The sequence below is a fragment of the uncultured Shewanella sp. genome (genome assembly GCF_947497935.1).
Lineage (GTDB): Bacteria > Pseudomonadota > Gammaproteobacteria > Enterobacterales > Shewanellaceae > Shewanella.
The window spans coordinates 59,768-77,443 of record NZ_CANMIO010000017.1 but is presented as its reverse complement, the minus strand read 5'-3'; the positions used below and the strand labels follow the sequence as shown (position 1 = coordinate 77,443).

At 45.0% G+C, this 17,676-nt stretch carries 16 protein-coding genes; 9 read left to right on the top strand and 7 right to left on the bottom strand.

Annotated features, from left to right (window positions below; all coding sequences use genetic code 11):
* Positions 1-82 precede the first annotated feature (82 nt).
* The 8 genes from Q1A86_RS16840 (at position 83) to Q1A86_RS16805 (ending at position 9,903) form a co-directional block, all read left to right on the top strand.
* Positions 83-700 carry a hypothetical protein gene (locus Q1A86_RS16840; RefSeq protein ID WP_299809016.1) on the top strand — a complete coding sequence of 206 codons (618 nt, stop codon included), beginning with the start codon at positions 83-85 and terminating at the stop codon, positions 698-700.
* 512 nt (positions 701-1,212) lie between these two features.
* Positions 1,213-1,716 carry a 5-(carboxyamino)imidazole ribonucleotide mutase gene (purE, locus tag Q1A86_RS16835; protein ID WP_220759936.1) on the top strand — a complete coding sequence of 168 codons (504 nt, stop codon included), beginning with the start codon at positions 1,213-1,215 and terminating at the stop codon, positions 1,714-1,716.
* Positions 1,717-2,029: 313 nt separating this feature from the next.
* Positions 2,030-2,587, top strand: a complete 558-nt coding sequence (locus tag Q1A86_RS16830) for a sigma-70 family RNA polymerase sigma factor (protein ID WP_299809053.1) — start codon at positions 2,030-2,032, stop codon at positions 2,585-2,587.
* Positions 2,577-3,137, top strand: a complete 561-nt coding sequence (locus tag Q1A86_RS16825; protein ID WP_299809010.1) for a hypothetical protein — start codon at positions 2,577-2,579, stop codon at positions 3,135-3,137. Before Q1A86_RS16830 ends, Q1A86_RS16825 begins: the two co-directional genes overlap by 11 nt.
* Before the next feature lie 209 nt (positions 3,138-3,346).
* Positions 3,347-6,625, top strand: a complete 3,279-nt coding sequence (locus Q1A86_RS16820) for a S41 family peptidase (RefSeq protein ID WP_299809008.1) — start codon at positions 3,347-3,349, stop codon at positions 6,623-6,625.
* Between the two features lie 292 nt (positions 6,626-6,917).
* The gene (locus Q1A86_RS16815; RefSeq protein WP_299809005.1) at positions 6,918-8,063 is read left to right on the top strand and encodes an HlyD family secretion protein; all 1,146 of its coding nucleotides are present in this window, start codon (positions 6,918-6,920) and stop codon (positions 8,061-8,063) included.
* On the top strand, positions 8,053-9,123 hold the full coding sequence (locus Q1A86_RS16810) for a DUF2955 domain-containing protein (RefSeq protein ID WP_299809002.1): 1,071 nt from the start codon (positions 8,053-8,055) through the stop codon (positions 9,121-9,123). Before Q1A86_RS16815 ends, Q1A86_RS16810 begins: the two co-directional genes overlap by 11 nt.
* A 195-nt stretch (positions 9,124-9,318) precedes the next feature.
* Positions 9,319-9,903: a hypothetical protein gene (locus Q1A86_RS16805; protein ID WP_299808999.1), complete on the top strand. Its 585-nt coding sequence runs from the start codon at positions 9,319-9,321 to the stop codon at positions 9,901-9,903.
* Positions 9,904-9,980: 77 nt separating this feature from the next.
* Here the strand turns inward: Q1A86_RS16805 and Q1A86_RS16800 are convergent, their stop codons facing one another.
* The 5 genes from Q1A86_RS16800 to Q1A86_RS16780 form a co-directional block, all read right to left on the bottom strand.
* A complete protein-coding gene (locus Q1A86_RS16800; protein WP_299808996.1) occupies positions 9,981-10,424 on the bottom strand; it encodes an OsmC family protein in 444 nt (147 codons plus the stop codon).
* 250 nt (positions 10,425-10,674) lie between these two features.
* The gene (locus Q1A86_RS16795) at positions 10,675-11,133 is read right to left on the bottom strand and encodes a hypothetical protein (RefSeq protein ID WP_299808993.1); all 459 of its coding nucleotides are present in this window, start codon (positions 11,131-11,133) and stop codon (positions 10,675-10,677) included.
* Between the two features lie 186 nt (positions 11,134-11,319).
* Positions 11,320-11,649 (bottom strand): DUF3325 domain-containing protein, encoded by a 330-nt coding sequence (locus Q1A86_RS16790; protein ID WP_367277929.1) that lies wholly within the window; start codon positions 11,647-11,649, stop codon positions 11,320-11,322.
* Complete coding sequence (locus Q1A86_RS16785) at positions 11,650-13,293, bottom strand: PepSY domain-containing protein (RefSeq protein WP_299808990.1); 1,644 nt, start codon at positions 13,291-13,293, stop codon at positions 11,650-11,652.
* Between the two features lie 3 nt (positions 13,294-13,296).
* Positions 13,297-13,596, bottom strand: a complete 300-nt coding sequence (locus Q1A86_RS16780; RefSeq protein ID WP_299808987.1) for a hypothetical protein — start codon at positions 13,594-13,596, stop codon at positions 13,297-13,299.
* A 598-nt stretch (positions 13,597-14,194) separates the two neighbouring features.
* Here Q1A86_RS16780 and raiA point away from each other — a divergent pair.
* Positions 14,195-14,551, top strand: coding sequence for a ribosome-associated translation inhibitor RaiA (gene raiA / locus Q1A86_RS16775; RefSeq protein WP_220759959.1), 357 nt, complete (start codon positions 14,195-14,197; stop codon positions 14,549-14,551).
* 243 nt (positions 14,552-14,794) lie between these two features.
* On the opposite strand, the gene Q1A86_RS16770 is transcribed toward raiA, so the two are convergent.
* Together Q1A86_RS16770 and Q1A86_RS16765 are read right to left on the bottom strand one after the other, a co-directional pair.
* Positions 14,795-16,723, bottom strand: coding sequence for a monovalent cation:proton antiporter-2 (CPA2) family protein (locus Q1A86_RS16770; RefSeq protein WP_299808983.1), 1,929 nt, complete (start codon positions 16,721-16,723; stop codon positions 14,795-14,797).
* Positions 16,724-16,725: 2 nt separating this feature from the next.
* Positions 16,726-17,346 carry an NAD(P)H-dependent oxidoreductase gene (locus Q1A86_RS16765; protein WP_299808981.1) on the bottom strand — a complete coding sequence of 207 codons (621 nt, stop codon included), beginning with the start codon at positions 17,344-17,346 and terminating at the stop codon, positions 16,726-16,728.
* Positions 17,347-17,676 lie beyond the last annotated feature (330 nt).

Below are 17,676 nucleotides of genomic sequence, written 5' to 3'. Positions count from 1 at the left end.
TTCACTAAACGCTTAATTGCATCTTTAGCTTATCAGTGTGACACTAGCGTTTTGCTATTACTGCTTATTGGTATTGTTTTTTATGAAATGGCCTGCATTATTTGCGACTGTTATTTTAGCAACCCTGTTGACCGGGTGTGCCACTCCTCCGCCAAAAGATCCTGAGAATCTTTGTTCGATTTATACCGAAAACAGATCTTGGTATAGCGCCGCTAAAAATACCCGTGAAAAGTGGGGGGTTCCGGTTCACGTACCTTTGGCCATGATGTACCAAGAGAGCTCCTTTAAACATAATGCTGCGCCCCCTATGGAATATTTTCTAGGCTTTATTCCTATAGGTCGCGCCAGTGATGCTTATGGCTATGCTCAGGCTAAGACGATGACCTGGGATGATTACGTTAAGGAAACCGGTAACTCTTGGTCGAGCCGAAGTAACTTTGACGATGCCATGGATTTTATGGGCTGGTTTATTTATAAGTCCCACAAGATTAATGGCGTGTCTAAATGGGATGCCCGTAATCAATATCTTAATTATCACGAAGGCTGGGGGGGCTACAAGCGTAAAACCTATAACCAAAAAGCCTGGTTAATTAAGGTGGCTGATAAGGTGGATTCGCGCTCTAAACGCTATGCGACTCAATATCGGCAGTGTCAGGAAGATTTAGATTCCTCATGGTTATGGCGACTCTTTTTTGGTTAGATAAAGTATGAATTAGGCCTCTACATCAGTAGGGGCTTTTTGTTTTCATGCCTTATCAAGGTTATGCGCTAATCTTTGACCTATGTAGCGGCTTCTTATTCATTTCATATCTATCCAATAATCCTCTCTTTGTAGCAAGTTTAGCGAGAAGGGCTGCTCTGCTAAGTGTTTTTTCTCTTATTGAATACTTCTCATGTTTAGCCAAGCGAAAATCGCTCTTGATATATCGGCTTTTCTCGGTTGAGCGCAAAGTTAGAAACTAAGTTATTAGCGTGTTTGTCACAGTTACTAGCGTAGTAAGCTCTAAAATGAGGCCTAGTTTAAGAGTTTAATTCTTTATGTATAATTTTACTGGTTTGTTATACATATGTATTAATAAGTTATTTGCAGTTGAGGCAAACCTTAGGGATAATTGCGCCGCAGGCTTGGGGGAAGCCTGTTTACTAAGTGCGCTAAATTTCAGTATAATGCGCGCAAATATAATAATGTACCGCCCTACTCAAGGACTTAAAATGAGCAAACCATTTGTTGCAGTATTAATGGGATCTGATTCAGATCTGCCTACAATGCAAGCCACCCTCGATGTGCTTAGAACTTTCGAAATCAACTTTGAAGCTAAAGTAACTTCAGCGCACCGTACGCCTGCTGCTACGCATGCCTACGTAACCGATGCAGAAGCGCGTGGTTGTAAAGTCTTTATTTGTGCTGCAGGTCTTGCTGCGCACTTAGCTGGTGCTGTAGCGGGTATTACTACTCGTCCAGTCATCGGTGTTCCAGTTGATTGTGGTCCACTACAAGGCCATGACGCACTGCTATCTACAGTAATGATGCCTGGCGGCGTTCCAGTAGCAACTGTTGCTATTGGTAGTGCAGGTGCTAAAAACGCAGGTTACCTAGCAGCGCAAATGTTAGCTGTAGGTGATGATGCTCTAGCTGTAGCTGTAAAAGAAGAGCGTGCAAAGTCTGCCGAAGCTGTTCAAGCTAAAGACGCAGCTCTACAAGCTAAACTAGCTTAATTTAACAGGCACTTAGCCTGTAAATATCAAATGCCATCTAAATTTCCATTTAGGTGGCATTTTTTATACCTGCCACACCAACTTCAACATCTGCTTGTACAATCTTGATACTTATCCCTATGGGGATCTCACCCATGACTAATCTATAGCTCCCCTGTAACTCGGCTTAATGAGTTTAGTCTAGATAAACTAGACAATGCTTAATGTAATATGCAAACTCAATAAGCGAAAAATTTAAGCTAAGGAAGATACCGTGGAGCAACCCTTGCCCTCAGATGATATATCTAATGAGGTCGATTCAGATCAAGCCCTGATGTTGCAATATGCCGCAGGCAGCGCTCGAGCGTTTGAGCTACTTTACAATAAGCACAAAGGTCCGCTATACCGCTACTTCGTTCGGCAAATTTATGATCAACAGCTAGCAGAAGATCTGTATCAGGAAACTTGGAGTCGAGTGATAAAGGCGGCCAACAGTTATGAGACCAGCGCAAAATTTACCACTTGGCTATATCGCATCGCTCATAACCTTATTATCGATCATGTTAGGGCATTAAAGCCGGTGAATAACTTCAGTGAAGTTTTCGAGCCAGAGCAAGATACTGAGTCCCTGCTAAGTAACGATGATTTTAATCCTGAGCTGCAAATGGTAGATAAGCAAAAGTCGACTCTGCTTAAAGGTTGTGTGGCCAACTTACCGCAAGTACAAAAAGAGGCGTTTTTACTAAACGTCGAGATGGGGTTTACCGCTGCGATTATCGCAGACATAGCTGGGGCGACGTTAGAGGCAACAAAGAGTCGCATTCGTTATGCTTATAAAGGCCTTAAAGATTGCGTAGACTTAAAATGGCAAGGAGCTGAGCATGACAGATAAAGAGCATGAGGCAGTTGAGGCTGAGATTAAGTCGCTTTATCAGCAAATTGATAAAGAGCAGCCTTCGAGTCAGCTCGATGCCGAGATCCTGAAAATGGCTGGTAGTCGTGTCGCTAAGCCACGAGAGAGTCAGTCTTTTTGGCGCAAATACCGCTGGTCCTTATCTTCTGCCGCCTCCGTTTTAGTGGTGGTGACCCTGTTTGTGATTAATCCGGCAATGAAAAGTGGCGATGTATTAGAGCAAGGGGAGCCTGTGATGATGTCTTCGCCTAAGCCACAGATGATGCGCGCGTTGGATAATCCTAATCAAGCGGTTGAGCAATTGGATGAGCAAGCTCTGAGAGTGCAGGGCAGTGAGCTTAAGTCGGTAGATGCTGATTTAACAGCGCAACTAGATAATATTGAGCAGCTAATTCAAGAGAAGAAAATTGCAGAAGCTCACGATTTACTTCAGCAATTAGCAAAGCAACAACCTGAGCTGTTAGAGCCTAGTCACACGTTACATACAAGATATTTAATGTTGCAGCAGGCGATTATGTCTGGTCATTAACAGATATCACTACCAGTACCAAGCTTGAGTCGTATTACAAAGACTCACAAGAAAAAGCCCGCATTAGCGGGCTTTTTGCTTCAAGTCGATGAAACACATTTACTCATAATTATTTGGGACTCTTTTGCTGCTGCTTTGTGAAAATTTTGCTACCTTGTTGGCTTGAAATTAATTCTTTTAGAACAATAACAATAGGATTGGTCGCTAAGATGAAACTCCGTCACTCTCTCGCATGCTGCATGCTTGCCTTAGGCACGATTAATATTTCCCCCTCTTTTGCCGCTGAATCCACTGTAAAGCCGGGTTACTTTCGTGCGCCAGCATTGAATCAACAGACCCTAGTCTTTACCGCTGAAGGCGATCTTTGGACACAATCTTTAGGTGACCCTCAAGCGAAGCGCTTGACGAGTTTACCGGCACAGGAGCTTGGAGCGACAATCTCCCCCGATGGTAAGTCTGTGGCTTATGTTGCCAACTATGAAGGCTCAACTGAGGTCTACGTTATTGCGATTGCTGGTGGACAAGCTAAGCGGGTGAGCTTTGAAAATAGCCGCGTTCGCGTTCAAGGGTGGACTGCTAATGGCAAGGTGCTTTATTCAACCGATAATGCATTTGGCCCGGCGAATTACTGGGTACTAAGAACCGTCGATCCCGACACTTTGATAACAGAAGATCTCCCATTAGCCGATGCGATTGAAGGCGCCATGGATGACAAGGGCGAGTACCTTTATTTCACTCGATTTGGCTTACAGACCACAGGGGATAACGCCAAGGTTTATCGCGGCGGCGCTAAAGGCGAGCTGTGGAAGTTCAAGTTAGGCGCTAAGCAAGAAGCCACACCGCTGACTCAGGCTCATCAAGGCTCAGTCAGGCAGCCTATGTTGTGGCAATCGAGACTGTATTTTATTAGCGATAGCGATGGTAATGACAACATCTGGTCAATGGCGACCGATGGCACTGATGTTAAGCAGCATACCCACCATAGCGAATGGCAAGTTCGCGATGCTCGGTTAGATCAAGGGCGCATTGTGTTTCAACAGGGCGCCGATATTAAATTGTTCGATATCGCATCCGGCAAAGAGCAGACTCTCGATATTAAGCTCGTCTCCGACTTTGCACAAAAGCGTGAACATTGGGTAAAAGAGCCAATGAAGTACGCCACGTCCACCACTCTTGCTCCTAATGGCGATAAGGTGGTGATCACCGCGCGAAGTCATGTGGCGATAGCGGGCACGGATGGTCAACGCTTAGTTGAAGTCGCATTGCCAGAGCAGAGTCGTGTGCGTCACGCGCTAATGAGTCAAGATGGTGCTTGGGTCTACGGTATTAGCGACGCCTCTGGCGAGCAAGAGGTATGGCAGTTTGCCGCCGATGGCAGTGACAGGTCTAAGCAGCTGACTAAGGATGGTAAGACTTTAAGGCTGAGTCTACATCTGTCTCCCGATGGCCGTTATCTTGCTCATGATGACTACGACGGCAATGTGTGGTTGCTCGATCTTAAAAAGGGCAGTAACAAAAAGATCATCACGCAAGGTGAGGGTCTTGGCCCCTATGCCGATATCGTCTGGTCTGCTGATAGTCGCTTTATTGCCTTAACTAAGGCCGAAATGGGTAAGGCTCGGCCACAAATCGTGCTGTACTCACTAAAGAATAACCGAGCAGAGTCTTTAACCAGCGATAAGTATGAGTCCTTTTCACCAAGCTTTAGTGCCGACGGCGACTGGTTATATTTCCTGTCTAATCGAAAATTTGTCTCCACTCCTAGCTCACCTTGGGGAGACAGAAACTTAGGCCCTATGTTCGATAAGCGCACGCAGGTTTTTGCTATTGCCCTCAATGAAGACGCGCGCTTTGCTTTCCAAAAGCCCAATGAGCTGATGTCTGAAGCTAAAAAGTCCGATGACGATGAGGTAACAACAGAGGTCGAGTGGCAAGGGCTATCGAGTCGTCTATGGCAGGTGCCGATTGGTGCCGGTAATTATGACTCTCTGCAGATGGCCAAAGATAAGTTCTATCTGCTCGATACATCAAGTAGTGGTAAGTCGACACTTAAAGTCGTGAAGTTTGACGCGCTTAGCCCTAAGGTTGAGACTTTTTCAAAGGATGTTGGCGAGTACCAACTGTCTCAAGATGGCGAAAAGCTGTTTATCCGTAAGCAATCTAAGCAGGGCAGTGAAATGCTGATTGTCGATGCAGGTGACAAGCTGCCTAAAGAGCTTAGCCACGCCAAAGTACAAACCAATCTATGGCAACTTGCGATTGAGCCTGCGAGCGAGTGGCAGCAGATGTTTGAAGATGCCTGGCTGATGCATAGAGACTCTTTCTATGACAAAAACATGCGCGGTCTAGACTGGCAAGCAACCAAGGCTAAGTACCAACCTTTGGTCGATAGACTCACAGACCGACATGAGCTCAATGATATCTTCATGCAGATGATGGGCGAGCTAGACTCACTCCATTCTCAGGTGCGCGGTGGCGATAGCCCTAAAGATCCTAATAAGGCTAAATCGGCAAGCTTAGGGGCGCGACTCGAGCAAACCAAGGCCGGCGTGGTGATTGAACATATCTATCAGGGCGATCCTGAGTTGCCTGCACAGGCGGCGCCATTAATGCAGATGGGTGTTAATGCCAAGATAGGGGATGTGATCGTCGCTATCAATGCGAAAAAGCTAAGCAATATTGCCGATGTGACTAAACTTTTGCGTAACCAAGGTGGCAAGCAAGTACTACTGACACTTAAGCGCGGCAGTAAAACACACCAGACCATAGTGAAACCTGTCACAGCGTCTAAAAACGCTAAGCTCAGATATATTGATTGGGTGCGTCACAACAGTGATGAAGTCACCAAAAATAGTGACGGTAAGATAGGTTATCTGCACCTATACGCTATGGGAAGCGGTGATATTGCCAGCTTTGCTCGTGAGTTTTATGCCAATGTCGACAAAGATGGTTTGATTATCGATGTGCGCCGTAATCGCGGCGGTAATATTGATAGCTGGATTATCGAAAAACTACTGCGCCGTACATGGGCATTCTGGGCACCGACCCATGGCACGCCATCGGGTAATATGCAGCAGACCTTTAGGGGCCAGCTGGTAGTGTTGACCGATCAGCTTACATATTCTGATGGCGAAACCTTCTCGGCAGGGGTTAAGGCACTAGGGATTGCTCCCTTGATAGGTAAGCAGACTGCAGGTGCCGGTGTCTGGCTTTCTGGCCGTAACGCATTAACCGACCGAGGTATGGCTCGAGTTGCCGAGTACCCGCAATATGCGATGGATGGCAGCTGGATTATTGAAGGCCGAGGCGTGAGTCCTGACATTGAGGTCGACAACTTACCCTATGCCACATTTACAGGTCACGATGCACAGTTGGATAAAGCGATAAGCTACTTGAAGGGCGCGCTGCAAGCACAACCTGTTCCTGAGCTAACGCCAAAGCCTATGCCGACAAAGGGCATGGCAGAAGACGTGCAGAAGGCATTTTAACGGCATTGAGCGCCAATTTTTAATCCTATAGAAATTGGCGCAAAGTGATAGTTATAGGGCGTTATAGACTAAGCGGTTTCCGAGTTAATAACGCCTTTTTTCGTACTTATTTCAATAAAACTTTCCGGCAAAGCCCCTACTGACCAATTATTGCAGTCGACCTTATTCAGCTATCATTTTAAGTCCTTTTATTAATGTATTGTTTGTAAATTAATTTGATAAAAGTATTGAATGTTAACTGTTTAAGACACTAAACTGATTAAAAAATAGCTCGGTTACTAAAGGGATAAGTATGACTGAAGACAAGGGTGTGACTGCGAACGAGGGTGTTACGAAGAGTGAGCAGAGTAATGAGCCCGAGCAAACCGAGAGCAAGAAGAGCAATAAAATTCGTAAAGCCACGAATATCATCTTAATCGTTGTTAGTTTTCTATTCGTTTTTCATCTTATTGCTGACAGATTTATCCCCTCAACGGATCTGGGTCGCATTCGAGGCTATGTGGTACCGATCAGCCCTCAGGTCTCAGGCGAGATAATTGATATCTTAGTTGAGCCTAACACCTTAATAAAACAAGGTGATGTGCTTGCCAAGATTAACCCTCATGATTATGAAATCGCACTGCATCAAGCCGAGCAATCGCTCAAAAAGGCTGGACAAAATGTCGGTGCCCAAACCGCCAATGTGGCAGCTGCTCAAGCTAAGGTCACCAATGCTCAGGCCAATTTAACCAATGCTCAAGTTCAATCCAAGCGTATTTTTGCCATGGTTGATAAAGCGGTGATGTCACAGGCCGATGCCGATAATGCCAGAGCCGAGTTAACTAAGGCTGAAGCCGGTGTGGCCAGTGCTAAAGCCGATTTAGCCAAAGCTCAGGAACGCTTAGGCGCCGAAGGTGAGAATAATACCAATGTAAAATCGGCTTTATTGAGTCTAGAAAAAGCTCAGCTTGATCTAACCCGAACTTCCATTACGGCTCCCACCAATGGCGTCGCGTCAAACTTTCGATTAAAAGAGGGGATTTACGCCAGTGCAGGTCAACCTGTGATGACTTTTATCTCGTCGGAAGATGTATGGATTGAAGCTTACTTTAGGGAAAACAGCTTAGGTAATATGCAGCCAGGTGACAAAGTTGAGTTTGCCCTAGATTACGCACCTGGAGAGGTCTTTCAAGCGACGGTAGGAAGTATAGATTACGGTATCGACTGGGGCCAGAGTGAGCAGACGGGAAAATTAGCACAAGTGACTGGCCAAACGGGCTGGTTACGTCAATCTCAGCGTTTCCCTGTCACTATTGTATTGCCTGCAGATGAAGCTGTTGGCTTAAGACGAGTCGGCGGTCAAGCCGATGTGATCGTCTACACCAGTGACAGCAGTATCATCAATCTTTTTGGTAAATTCTGGATCCGCCTAGTAAGCTGGTTCTCTTATGTCAGATAGCAATCAACAGCAGAGCTCGATTGCTTCAGCAAATAACCAAAATGTGACTGAGGAGGCCATTTATACTCGTAGGGTACTGCGTTTTACCCTCGGGATAGGCTTAGCGGTTGCCGTGTCAGCAATTTGGGCCTGGCCGCTCGCCTTTATCGTACCGGTTTTTGTGGCTAAATTTTTGGTTGATAGGCAAGAGCCGACAATGCAGACAGTGTATGAGTTGCTGATCTCCATGATCTGTACGATTGGCTTAGCTTGGGTGGTAAGTTTCGGCCCGACTCATTACCCTATGGTGTTATTGCCCTTGCTCGCAATGATGATGTTATGGGGCTATTACCTGTTTAGCGATCCTAAGTGGAACTTCTTCGCTACCATCTTTATTGTGGCAACCCTGCTGCTACCTTACCTAAGCCTATTGCAGCCTGGCGCTGCGATACTGGTGGGTGTGGGCCTGAGCTTTTCAGGTGTAGTGGCTGTCGTCATATTTGCATTACTGCACGCCTTGCTGCCGGATCTCTCCCCTAAAAAAGAGCTGATAGCCAGCGCCGAACAGAGCCATGATGAGCGAACCCATGAGGCATTTCGCGCACTAATTATCGCTTTTCCCGTGATCTGTTTTTTTTATTTTCTTGAGATCTCAGGTGCGCTGCTGACCATGATCTTTATCGCTATCTTATCCTTGCAAGCGGCAGGGGCGAAAAGTATTAAGGTGAGTCTGTTTTTACTGGTGACTAATGGAATTGGCGGCGCGTTAGCCGTTGTGTTTTATAACTTATTAACCATAGTGCCAGAGATCCAATTTTATATTGGCATGTCGATGTTAGCAGCCTTGTTCTTCGGCCAAAAAATCTATGCCGAACCGGCAAAAGCGCCTCTCTATGCGGGGATTCTATCTGCCCTACTTGTGGTTGTGGGCTCAACGGCATCATCGACCGATAAAGATGTTGCGGTGAATTTTTACCTTAGGATCTTGCAACTATTTTTAGTGGGCGTTTACATGATTTTTGCCTCTTTCTTTTTAGAGTCTAGAGACTGGAAGTTTCTAAAAAAGCGCAACAGTCTCTAGATTAGAATTCTCGTTTGAGAGCGAATTTGCTGCCGATGTCGGAAGAAGACAGCAATCGTTAAGCAAGATTATGATATATAACTGAATCAATAACTTGGTTCTTATGCTATATGTTAAATGGCGCAAAGTTTTGATCATGACATATTACAAGAGTGAATCGACCACATATCAATATTTATCGATAAGGATGAAACTATGTTTCGACTAAATACACTTAAGTTTGCCGCAGTTGCTCTACCAGTTTTGCTTGTTGGTTGTGCAACAGGCGATACCCCTGAAGCGAAGAAAATGCATGCGAGAGAAGAAACTCAAGCTGCGCTTCAAGAGATCTATACCGAGCATCCTGCAGCTAAGTCGGCTGTTTCCAGTTCGGTTGGTTATGTCGTTTGTACAGGTAGTAATAGTTATCTGTTTGCCTTATCTACAGGTGGCGGGATCTGTGTGTTACATGAGGGCAGCAAGCTTTCTTACTACCGTTTTGCAACAGGTGGGGTAGGCGCGGGTATTGGTTGGAAGCAGATGGCATTTGTACAAGCCTTTACCGAGCGTGATGCGTTAACTCGCTTTAAAGAGTCTGGATATGAAGGTCAAGCTCAGGCTGAGGCCAGTGCAGAATATGAAGGAAGCGGTGATCAGGCATCGGCAAACCAATCTGTCGATGTTTCAGGTGTTAAGACCTATCAAGTCAACTTAATGGGCGCAGCGGCTCAGGCAACCGTACAGGGATACAAGTATTGGGAAACTGATTTTAGCGATGACTTCGTTGAGAATGATGGTTAGCAGCCCAAACTATCTGAATAGAAAAGCTAGGTCATAACCTAGCTTTTTTTATGCCTTAAGAATCGCTCTATAGGTGATTACTTGATCTCAAATACTGTTTCAGAGCTTAAGCTATTAGCGATAAAGCAGTTACTGTGAGACTTTTCATGGATCTTATCGATAATCTCCTGTTCGATTTCTGCCGCAAACTCAATCTTTGGACTTAAGACAATTTTACTGACAAAGATTTTTCCTTCTGCATTCTTACCCAACTCTGCATGGGCATTATCTTGATAAGAGATAATGGGTAGGCGTTTTAGGTGCGCAATTGTCAGGAAGGTTAACATGTGGCAAGAGGAAAGCGCTGCCAATAGACTTTCCTCAGGATTAACATTCTCAGGATTACCGCTATATTCTGGGGCGGAAGAACCGTTAACTTGTTGGCCACTGCCAAAGGTAATTTGATGATCGCGACAAAACTTTTGCGGATCGTTTATAGGCTCCTCAGAGGCGGTCCAACAGAGGTTGATCTTAAAGCTCATAAGGTTAACTCATTTAATTCGTGAATAACTCGCGCTGAAGGGTATGACTAGATTTAAGCGATTTGGCTAGGATTTGCTAGTTAAATTGCAGCAACTTCAAAATAATTAAATGAAAGTGTACTCGCACAAAGAGGGCGAGAGTTTGATTTTAATCAAAAGCATCACGGTTGTGTGTTAGGGAGGGGGATTACAGGGGGAAAAAGCTTTACTATAAGAACAGAGTCAAAGTCCCTTGAATAAGGAGGCGTCGCTAATTACCCTCCATAGAGCTTTGGCTTGTTTTTACGTAGATTTGCATGTTAGCAATCTGGTGTTGTTGGGACTTAGCGTTCACTGTTGCTGCCCGAGCATCATCATTTTTAGACAGGTAGTAGGCTGTGGCTGGAGAGATACCACTGTTGCTGCCAGTGGCGATATTCGCCATATCAGCATAGATTTGATACTGCACCATTGCTTTTTTATATTGCACATAAGCTTCGGCTTTCTCACCATTATTGGGTCGTTCACTTAGATCCGGACGTGTTTGCGAAGGTTGAGATATAGGGTCTTGATTGCTTAACGCTATCGCTTTAGAACTGAGAGTTAGGGTATCAGTCTGTACTGTTAACTTAGGTTCTTGATTAGCTTGAGAGCACATGTTCTGGCTATGATTTGGGCCGTTTGACGGCGTAGTCAATTGTTGCGAGCTGTGGTTTGAAACAAGCATCATTTCTCTAAGTCAGTTTTAAATATGTCAACACCTTAGCGCTAGCTAGCTGTACGTAAGCTGAATCATTTTACGTCAGCTTTCATTCCCTGCTTATCAGATAGAAAACAGCCTTTTGTGCGCGCTTTTATTGCGATGCAAAAGGCTGCTTTATTTGCTAAACCATAGTGATAATAGGCCGCTATATTTTTAGTTAAAGCCCACCAAAACTGAGCTAAGTAGAGTGCTAAGCGCCATGGAATAAGGCAGAAACTTAGCACGATAGCTCAAGGTAAGAATGACCAATAGCCCCGCAACAGACAGTAATCCAAAGAATAAAATACTTCCGTAAGCGCCTCCGAGGCTAGTTATGCAGCCCCAAAAGGTACCCGCGATGGCGAGCCAACCTGCAATATATAAAACTTTCGCCTGTGTTGGGCTAGGAGCACTGCCAAAAGTGTCCCGATAGTGTGAAAACATGGCCAGCGCTAATAAGCCAAATGCAAGGTAGCTAAATCCTAAAAGACTTAAAATCACCACTTATATTCCTTCTTTCATCGCTGATGAAGTGTCGACTCTCAGCTGATTGTTTTCGCTGCGTGTACGTACGATTCTTTTGGGTATGACATCTTGTTTGTTACCAAGTTTCGTTTTCGCGAAAAATAACGAGAGTCCAATCAATACGCACATTAAATCAAACCCTACTAAAGGCCACTGTTTTTGGGCAATATTACTCAATAAGTCGCTATTAGAGGTTAATGCATTTAAGGCTGGAATAGCGATTAAGCTGGTTGCCGTCACTGTGATAACAAGGCGCCAAGCGGCTAGCGTACGGTTAATACAGGCTAATAGAGCGACACAAGCTAGCGTGATAAAGAAGGTATTCACTTCCCATTGTGCACGATTAACCAGATCGATAGGTAACAGGCGGTTGGCGTAGAAGAAGGCCGCAGTAGCTAAAGGCAGACCGGTAATGAAAGTCAGGTTTAGTCCTTCTACTAGGCGTAAGCCCAAGCTGGCTTTGGCACCTTGGCTAATTTGCTTTTGTTGTTTCTGGCGAATTTTCACTGCCCAGAGCAAAGTGCCCGTAGTAATCATGGCGCAGCCTAAGATCCCGCTAATGAAAAATAGCACGCGCAGTATTGGCTCTGCGAAACGTCCGGTATGCAAGGCTATTAAGGTGTCATGAGTGTTATGGGCACCCGAGTCTGGCTCTATGCCGGGACTGAGTAACTCTGCATTGGTACCGTTAAAGATAATCGCTGTTCTTCTGTCGGTAACAGTTTCTCCGGTCTCTTTGTAGAAATTAACTCGGCTATTTTGATCGCTTGGGTTATTAACAACGACCTGTTTGATCTGAGTATTGCCCCAGATATTTCTTACCTCGGGTAATAGAGTACTCAGAGAAACGGTTTGCGCCTCAATGCCTACTGGTTTAACGAGTACTCTGCTTGGCCTTAACTCCTTACTAAAGGCTTTAAAGTCGCCATCATAGGCCGTAATAACCCCCCATGGCATATACATTACCATCAGGGTTACAAGACCTGTGTAGGTGATCATCAGGTGATAAGGCAGGGCAAGCACTGAGCTGACATTATGAGCATCTAACCATGAGCGACTGCCTTTGTTACGTCTAAAGCTGAAAAAGTCTTTAAAAATACGCTTATGGATCACTATGCCGCTAATAAGTGCTATGAGCATAAACATGGTACAAAAGCCGACTATCCAACGAGCGACTTTAGCTGGGAGGTAGTGCAGGTCAAAGTGCAGACGATAGAAAAAATGCCCGCCTTTCGATTCGCGTACTTCTGTGATCAGCTCTTCGGAGTCAGTTTTAGCAATATGCTCAATAAATTTCCCCCGACGCTGACCGACCTCTGGCTGTGTTTGCCAGCTGTAGCTCATATAGGGCTTGCGGTCGGTAGGGAAATTAACTCGCCAGTCTCGTGCATCAGGAGCATGCTCTTCTAAATAGCGCTGAGCGCGTTCGAGCTCGTTGGTGACCTTAGTGGCGTCATACTGCTGGAACACATTCTTATGCAGTTCTGGCTTGCTCCACAACGTCATCTCATAACGGTAGTAACTTAGCGTGCCAGCAAAAAATACCAACAATAATATCCAGCATACGAGTAAGCCAACCCAAGTGTGCAGCCAAGTCATGCTGCGAAAAAAAGTCTCTTTCATTGTTTAACCTATCGCCAGAGTAAGCAGGTAGAAAAGTCCACTAAGTAACACAAGATCGCTCAATGCACGCCAATGGCTCTGTACACTAAAGGCCCATATAGCCGCACTGGCGTAGACTGCAAATGACAACATCATCGCCGTTAGTATGTTGTCTATCGGGGAGAAGGGCAGCGTTAAGGCTAGAACACTCGATACCGTGGCAGCTAAAAGGTAGCCTGCAAAAATAGCTGAAAAGGCGCGGTAGCCAATCTTCACTCTGTTTGAGTCCAGAGTTTGAAGTAAGTTTGTCTTTATTGTTTGCACTTCGGCGTACACCTATTTGACGTAAGTTTAGAAAGCACATGAGAAGGTGTTAGCATTCTACATCAAACCTGGGTATTGAGAACTGTTTTCATTCGTATTTACTTTGTAAGCTTACAAACTTGGGATGTAGCTCGCAAATCTTTAAGTCTTAAAAGACACGCTAAGAAACCCTAAGCAGATGAAGATTTGCTGATTGTTACAGTATGGATATGTGAATGAATTTACGCGTAAGTGTCTGATGCGAGGCAAACGTAAAAATAAAATTAAATTTATTTGAGCAAAGAGTGATAAAAATCAAGCTAAAGCAAATTTTTTTGTCTAAATTAGTAGAGGTATACGAGGTTAGATTGCTGTTTGCTAATACTCGATATCCTTATAAATGCCATCGTTAGCTTATGTTTTAACCATAGTTAACTGGTCGCTCGATTAAAACTATCAATACAACAAAATGTGTACTTCCCCTATATAGACTGGGCTACAGCAAATTTTAAGGATAATTTTCTCATAAATTTGTATAAATTATTTTTAATAAAGCTTGTAATTTAATGCGAAAGCCTCAAATGTATTAGGTAAGAAGTCATTGTAAAAAGGAAAACCTATGAAAATAAATCTTTCTGGTCACCACGTTGAAGTTACAGACGTTGTTAGGCAGCATGTCCAAGAGAAGTTTTCGAAGATAGAGAGTCATTTTCCAACCCTGATCGCTTTAGATATTATCGTTTCGAAAGAGCACGGCGAATTCCAGGTTGAAATTAGAACTAATTATGAGGGAAGTCGAATTTCGGCGTCTGGTAATGATCCAGTTATGTATCCCGCGATTACCAACGCAGCTAAGAAACTCGATGCGGCACTAAAGCATCGTAAAGGTCAACTAAAGGCAGATCTACATTCCAAGCCTGTTGTGACGACACCTGAGATTGCACATGAGAAAGTTCAAGAGATGAACTTAGTCTAATCTCCACAGATAGATTCTTGTCACCAGACAAAAGATAACAAGCCCTCGCTACCTAATGGTAACGAGGGCTTTTTTTGACTGTTTGCCCAACATGACAGATTGGCACAAGTTCCCAAGCCTATACTCTCTAACTTCTTACTCAAAAACCTTAAAGTTAGTAATTGGTTTGTTTGTGGCAACCCTTGAAAATGCTAACGGCATAGGCGGGTGGCCTATCCCATTTTCTATGGGGGCTTATTCTGTTTAATCGCTTTCCGCTTTAGAAAACTCGGTATGATTCTCCTTAGGAGGAGGCGTCCAACTGCGCTCTACTTTCGAAAAGCTGCGATAACGCTCGTCCTTCATCGCCTCGCTAAGGGTCTCTTCAAGCTGAATAAACATATCGCGGTAATGAACTAGATATTTATCGTCTTCGGTGAACTGCTTCCAAGCCTCATACAGAGTATCTTTATGAGTCGTTTCGGTCTCATAGAAAGTTGCACGTTGTTGCTCAGCCTTAAACGGGTGTACGCCAAGTCTTATCAGGGCGTGCTTACCTAAATTGAGGGCTGAATGGAAAGTCTCGCTGACCATAAAGTCAGCTCCAGCATTACGAAGACGATAGAGATGACGTCGATCAAAGGCACGAGCCATCACAATCACATGGGGGTGGCTATGCTTGATGTATTCGACTAAACCAACGGCTCGATCTGGGTCATCAATGGCAATAACAAGCATCTTAGCCTGTTCGATACCGGCAGTATGGAGTAGATCTGGCTGAGTGGCATCGCCGTAATAGCTTTTGGTATTGATTTTACGCAAGTTTTCGATTTGCTGAACCTCATGGTCCAATACCACAGTCTTAACGCCATTAGTCACCAGCAGGCGATTAACTATCTGACCAAAACGGCCGACGCCGGCGATAATCACAGTGCCAGTCTCATCGATATCGTCAGGCTCACGTGTATTTTCTGTTTTTTCATAGCGCGGCAATATGACTTTATCAAACAGGATGAACAGACCTGGTGTGAGGAACATGGATATAGCGACGACTAGCGAGAGTAGCTGCGCCAGCTCGGTAGGAATAACGTGGTTTTGTACTGTGTAACTTAAGAGCACAAAACCAAATTCACCAGCTTGCGCTAGGCTAAGAGCAAACAGCCAGCGGTCACTGCCTCTGATCTTAAAAATAAAGGCCAGTACCAGTAATACTAAGGCCTTAATCAAGATCACCCCAGCAGTCATCGCCATCACGGGGCCGATATTACTGATCAGCACATCGAAGTTGATCCCTGCGCCAACGGTAATAAAAAATAGCCCGAGCAATAAGCCCTTGAAAGGCTCAATATTGGACTCAAGCTCGTGTCTAAATTCACTGTTTGCTAAAACAACGCCGGCAAGGAAAGTACCCAGCGCCGGAGACAGGCCGACGAGGCTCATAAGCGCGGCAATACCGATAACGAGCATAAGCGCGGTGGCGGTAAAGATCTCTCTAAGCCCAGAACTGGCAACGTAGCGAAAAAGTGGCCGACTTAAATAGTGTCCGCCTACCACAACACTGGCGATGGCCAGTAGCACGACAATACCGTATGCCCAGCCTGGCAGGCCTGCGACTAATGAAAGCTCCTCATGGTGCTCGGCTGCACTTTGAGTGACTGATTGTGCTTTTTCGACCAGTTCAGGCAAGGCTAAGAGCGGAATAAACGCCAGCATAGGGATCACGGCGATATCTTGGAATAACAGCACCGAAAAGGCGTTTTTGCCGCCTTCGGTTTTGGTTAGACTCTTCTCATTGAAGGTCTGCAGTACGATAGCGGTTGAGGATAGAGAGAAAATCATCCCCACCGTAAGGGCGACGGTCCAGCCATAGCCGAAACTCAGGGCGATACCCATCACTACCAAGGTAGATAGTCCGACCTGAAGCCCGCCTAAGCCGATAAGTTTATTACGCATATTCCATAGCATTCGAGGCTCAAGTTCAAGTCCGACTAGGAATAGCATCATGACTACACCAAATTCGGCAAAATGCTGCAGTGTATTGGTTTCAGCGCCGACAAGGCCAATAATGGGTCCTATCACAACGCCTGCCATCAAGTAGCCCAGCACTGAGCCCAGACCGAGACGTTTAGCGATGGGCACAGCGATGACTGCGGCGCATAAATAGATAAAAGCTTGAATGAAATAAGCTGTCATTATCAGTGCTCCTGGATCAATTGGTCGAGATGACCATTCAATTTATCGAGGGATAGCGCTCGTTCTATATCGAATCTGCCCTCACTCAGTGCCGAGAGTGTTCGAATCCACTTTTGCACATGAGTATCCACTCGATTCTCCTCTGAGGCGCTGCGGGCACAGAAGAGTGCAAAAGGCGCTAAGAAATGCATACCAGTTAAGTTAGCCATCTGCTCTAAGGGTCTTAGCAGCTCTCTTAGGGTAAAGTGATTGTAGCCATCTTCATTGTAGGCCGCTTCACTGCCTCCCGCGCTGAGCGCGCACAGAAAGGTTTTTCCACATAGGGTTTTGCCTTTAGTGCCGTAGGCAAAGTTGTACTCTAAGACTAGATCTTGCCACTCTTTTAAAATTGCAGGGGTGGAATACCAGTACAGCGGAAACATAAAGACCACTATGTCGTGGTCTCTGAGTCTTTGTTGTTCTTTGTCGATATTGATCCTGAAAGTGGGGTACTCCCCATAGAGATCAACGGCAGTCACGTTCGGCTGTAATTGGGTTGCTTTAAATAATGGGGTGTTGATTTCAGATCGTTCTTGAGAGGGGTGAGCATAGAGGACGAGGATTTTTTTTGCCGCGAGTGCCATTTTTTATCCAACCAGTTTACATAACAGATTGTTATTCAATCTAGCATAGACAGTTAGATGCGCTAAGTGTTTTTAGGTATTTGAGTGGTTGGTAATCTGAAGGTAGGGCATGGAATGGAATGGTAAGAGGGTCTGTAAAGGCAGGTAGTCGCTCCCTATTATGTAAGTGATGCTGTAGGTATTTAAAAAAGGGAGATGGGTCTGGAACATTTCGAGTAAAAAGTAGAACAAGGATAAGCTGGATTTGGTTGTCTACTCATAAAGATATAGATTTAAAACAGTCAGATAGCCACATGGCTCACAGAAGCTATAATCTAAACCGATAGTGAT

Bases quoted from the DNA above. Each gene is read 5' to 3' on its own strand.
- Q1A86_RS16840 (WP_299809016.1), top strand. From the start codon at position 83: ATGAAATGGCCTGCATTATTTGCGACTGTTATTTTAGCAACCCTGTTG.
- purE (WP_220759936.1), top strand. From the start codon at position 1,213: ATGAGCAAACCATTTGTTGCAGTATTAATGGGATCTGATTCAGATCTG.
- Q1A86_RS16830 (WP_299809053.1), top strand. From the start codon at position 2,030: ATGTTGCAATATGCCGCAGGCAGCGCTCGAGCGTTTGAGCTACTTTAC.
- Q1A86_RS16825 (WP_299809010.1), top strand. From the start codon at position 2,577: ATGACAGATAAAGAGCATGAGGCAGTTGAGGCTGAGATTAAGTCGCTT.
- Q1A86_RS16820 (WP_299809008.1), top strand. From the start codon at position 3,347: ATGAAACTCCGTCACTCTCTCGCATGCTGCATGCTTGCCTTAGGCACG.
- Q1A86_RS16815 (WP_299809005.1), top strand. From the start codon at position 6,918: ATGACTGAAGACAAGGGTGTGACTGCGAACGAGGGTGTTACGAAGAGT.
- Q1A86_RS16810 (WP_299809002.1), top strand. From the start codon at position 8,053: ATGTCAGATAGCAATCAACAGCAGAGCTCGATTGCTTCAGCAAATAAC.
- Q1A86_RS16805 (WP_299808999.1), top strand. From the start codon at position 9,319: ATGTTTCGACTAAATACACTTAAGTTTGCCGCAGTTGCTCTACCAGTT.
- Q1A86_RS16800 (WP_299808996.1), bottom strand. From the start codon at position 10,424: ATGAGCTTTAAGATCAACCTCTGTTGGACCGCCTCTGAGGAGCCTATA.
- Q1A86_RS16795 (WP_299808993.1), bottom strand. From the start codon at position 11,133: ATGATGCTTGTTTCAAACCACAGCTCGCAACAATTGACTACGCCGTCA.
- Q1A86_RS16785 (WP_299808990.1), bottom strand. From the start codon at position 13,293: ATGAAAGAGACTTTTTTTCGCAGCATGACTTGGCTGCACACTTGGGTT.
- raiA (WP_220759959.1), top strand. From the start codon at position 14,195: ATGAAAATAAATCTTTCTGGTCACCACGTTGAAGTTACAGACGTTGTT.
- Q1A86_RS16770 (WP_299808983.1), bottom strand. From the start codon at position 16,723: ATGACAGCTTATTTCATTCAAGCTTTTATCTATTTATGCGCCGCAGTC.
- Q1A86_RS16765 (WP_299808981.1), bottom strand. From the start codon at position 17,346: ATGGCACTCGCGGCAAAAAAAATCCTCGTCCTCTATGCTCACCCCTCT.